The 3,806-nt window shown below is 34.4% G+C and carries 3 protein-coding genes; all 3 read left to right on the forward strand.

Annotation, left to right across the window (positions count from 1 at the left end; genetic code table 11):
• The first annotated feature begins 208 nt into the window (after positions 1-208).
• From CKJ95_RS20935 to CKJ95_RS20945, 3 genes are read left to right on the forward strand one after another with little or no spacing between them, the layout of a single operon-like run.
• Positions 209-1,336, forward strand: coding sequence for a tyrosine-type recombinase/integrase (locus tag CKJ95_RS20935; RefSeq protein WP_099355407.1), 1,128 nt, complete (start codon positions 209-211; stop codon positions 1,334-1,336).
• On the forward strand, positions 1,329-3,323 hold the full coding sequence (locus CKJ95_RS20940) for a tyrosine-type recombinase/integrase (protein ID WP_099355409.1): 1,995 nt from the start codon (positions 1,329-1,331) through the stop codon (positions 3,321-3,323). The genes CKJ95_RS20935 and CKJ95_RS20940 overlap by 8 nt, the downstream gene beginning before the upstream one ends.
• Entirely contained in the window at positions 3,320-3,700 is a 381-nt protein-coding gene (locus CKJ95_RS20945) for a DUF6262 family protein (RefSeq protein WP_099355408.1), read from the forward strand. Before CKJ95_RS20940 ends, CKJ95_RS20945 begins: the two co-directional genes overlap by 4 nt.
• Positions 3,701-3,806 lie beyond the last annotated feature (106 nt).

The raw sequence follows: 3,806 nt of genomic DNA on the forward strand, positions 1-3,806 counted from the left end.
AAAACACAACTATAATTAGGGATAGACCTTAACGTATTCTACGTAGGGTTTATCCCTTTTTATTTTACATAATTGACAACAAAACCCTATTCAAAAAATAAAGTAGTCAAAGTATAATACGAAAGTATTTTCGATTTGATATTTGGGGGATAACAATTGTGTAGAAAAGTATGTTTCCCCCTCTTAAAATTTATTTAGGGGGTCTTTTGTGAGAGTTCAGGAGATCATAACTTCCGAAGGAAAGTTAAGATATTTACTTGTAGATCAACACGGTGAGTTTGTTAAACCTGTTGTAAAGTTTCTTAAATATAAGGACAACACGGGCTCTGCAAGAAATACATTACGGTCTTACTGTTATGCATTGAAATTATTTTTTGAGTTCTTGGAGCAAAAGCAGGCAGATTATACCGATATAGGAATTGATGAAATGGCAGAGTTTGTTAGATGGCTTCAAAATCCCTTTCGGGATATAAAGATTGTCGGTATACGCCAAAGTGATTTTAAAAAAAGAAAGGCTAGTACTATTAACATCTATTTAGATAAAGTCTATGCCTTTTATGATTATCTCATGAGACATGAGGATTACTCGCTAGATTTATCTGATCGTCTAACAAGACAAGTACTAGCTTCCCAAGGGAGCTTCAAGGGTTTTCTCCACCATACCCTTAAAAATAAAACAAAAAATATTATGATCCTTAAACTAAAGGAACCTAAGGAAAAATTAAAGGTTTTGACAACTGAACAAGTCCAAATATTGATCAATGCCAGTCGAAATACAAGGGATAAATTTTTATTGGCTCTAATGTATGAGACTGGTATAAGGATAGGTGAAGCTCTGTCACTTCACCTGTCGGATATTGTTCCTGCAGCAAAAAAAATCTCCATAAAAGATCGTGGGGAACTTATTAATGGGGCAGAAATTAAAACTGTATGTAGCCCACGAACACTTGATATATCAAATGAGCTAGCAAATCTTTATCGTGAATATATTTTAGACACGCATACTGATGATATTGATACTAATTTTGTTTTTATAAAGCTAAGTGGTGCACTAAAGGGAAGCCCTCTTGATTATCAAAGTGTACAATCTCTTTTTAATCGTCTTGAAGCTAGAACTGGAATAGATGCGACACCTCATATGTTACGTCATACAAATATAACGGAGTTATGGAAGACTGGTGAAATGCGACCCGAAACCCTTCAAAAACGAGCAGGGCACGCCCATTTTCAAACAACAGTTCAAATGTATATTCATCCATCTGAAGATGATGTTAGGGAAGACTGGGAAAAAGCCATGAAACTAAAACATAGAGGGGAGCAGAATTTTGATGAGTAATACTGCTACTTATCAACCTAGTGTAACTCCAGAGAAATTGGTGGCCATTCAAAATCAATTACAAGGACATTTCCTAAAGGATATATGGGATCTCACAGACCCATTTTTTGATTCCTATGTTGTGGGCTCTTCGTTAAAACAACCAAGAAGACTGAACTTTACGACCCTTCCCACTCCTATTAGGAATGAAATTAAATTCTATTTCGCAGACCAATTAGTGAATAAATACTTATCCCTTGGCACAATAGTAGTTTATTCAACTTCATTTGTGCACTTAGGTTTATTTTTAGATAAGTATTACCAGAAGGTTTGTAGTTTTATAGAGATGCCATATAATCAAGGCTTAATCAAATACAAGACCTATTTGACCAACGAAGGAGTTAAAATAACAAATAGGAAAGGACAAAATACTACTGCCATTACCGTTTTTAATTCGATTTATAAATTTTTATCCCAATTTTATGATACAAGGGAAGAGATGGATAAGGATATATGGGATTTTAGAAAAATACCGAATGCAAGGTATACAGTAAACAAAACTGACTATCTTATTTCATTTGAAAAAATCCCTTCCGTGTTCCGCCAAATAGTAAAAGCCTATTGTTTGTTTTCAATAACACATTTGAGTCAAGGTAAACTGGCAGACCACCTTAGAGGAATTAGTTGTTTTATCGAATTCGTTCAAAAAGATCATCCAGAATGGAAAGATTTTAAACGATTAAAAAGAATAGATGTTGAAAAATATCTCATTTACTTTAATGGGAAAAATGCTTCCTTAAGTTCTTCTTATAAACATGTTTTATTATCGTCGGTAAAACGCTTTTTAGAGTATCTACAACGATCAGAACGACCCGAATCCCCATTAAAACTTATTACCACATTGTTTTTCAAGGAAGATTTTCCAAGAAGAACAGCCCAAAATGAAAATCAAATTAAATATATACCCGAAACCGTGATGAATCAATTGGAGGATCTTTTAAACCAGAATCCAAATGAATTCACTCCCCCAATGACAAAGAGTGAAAAGGAGTATCTCCCTATTGTAATACTACTTATAGCTAGTGGTTGGCGAATTAGTGATATTTTAAACCTTCGGTTCAAGAATTGTTTAATTAACACAAATAAAGGCTATTATTTACAAGGTGATATTCCAAAAACTGATGTAAAACAACATCGTGTCCCCATCGACAAAGAAACAGCAAGGTTTATACAAATCATAATTGAGCAAACAAAAGATAAGTCGACAGAAGAAAACAATCCCGAAGGGTATTTATTTGTTCGCACAAAAGGTAAACGAATTGGCAAACCATTCACTGGTGCCAGCATTCGGAACGCATTAAATCGTTGGGCAGTAAGATATAATATTATTGAACAAAGCGGAAATGTCTATCACTTTGGAAACCATGCTTTCCGACATACAAAGGGAGTAGAATTAATAAATCTTGGGATGAATGTAACCCATATCATGAAGTGGTTTGCCCACTCTTCACCGGAAATGACCATGATGTATGCCAAAATTTCAGATGAAACCCTAAGAAATGAATGGCAAAAGGCTCAAGAAAAGAAGGGTAAACTATTACGAGTTGATCTTGGAAAGGCAAGTGTTTCAGAAATGGATTTGGATGAAGATCTAGTCCATTGGGAATACATTCAAAGTAATATCGAGGCAGCGCGAGTCCCTTTGGGCTATTGTTTGGCATCGAAAAAAGAAGGCTGTCCCTACGTGGTTACACCATGTTTAACATGTCCTAATTTTTGTACAACACCCGATAATCTGCCTGACTTTGAGAGTGAAATTAAAAAGGTTGAAGAACATATTGAAATCACAAAGAACTATCCAATATATAACGAAAAGACACAAGAACAACTGGCTAATCTGATAATGATCAGGGATCAGCTTACCGTAGGTAAGATGCACCGTGGTACTAGTGTTAAAAGAATATTACTTCAAGCAAAGAATTCACAAGAAAGTGTGATGAAGCAATGAAACACAAAAGAAATACAGAGGCAGTCATTGCGTTTGCCAAAAAGAAAAAGGAAGAAACAGCTGAGAAGGTTGAACAAGCAATAAAACAATTAATAAAACAGAATGAAAAAATCAATTTTAATACAGTTACAACAGCAGCTGGTGTTTCGAAATCGTATCTCTATAATCACCCTGAACTGAGAAAAAGGATTGAAATACTACGACAGCAACAAAGGGAAATGCCACCTTCAAAGGTTACGAAAAAGTCTATGAATGATGAAAATAAAGACAGTTTAATTGAAGTTTTTCGAGAACGCATCCGGGAATTAGAGAAAGAAAATAAAATATTAAAAGATGAGATCAAAAGAGTAAATGGGAAGCTTTATGAAAGTTTATAGATTTACTCTAAAACATAAAATTTGAAAAAGGCTCCCACGTTGTATACATATACACGACGTGGGAGCCTAGGTTTTTTCTGTGTTTTTATTTTTTTAGTCTTGATTT

The organism is Fredinandcohnia onubensis (genome assembly GCF_002734285.1).
GTDB classification, from domain to species: domain Bacteria; phylum Bacillota; class Bacilli; order Bacillales; family Bacillaceae_L; genus Ferdinandcohnia; species Ferdinandcohnia onubensis_A.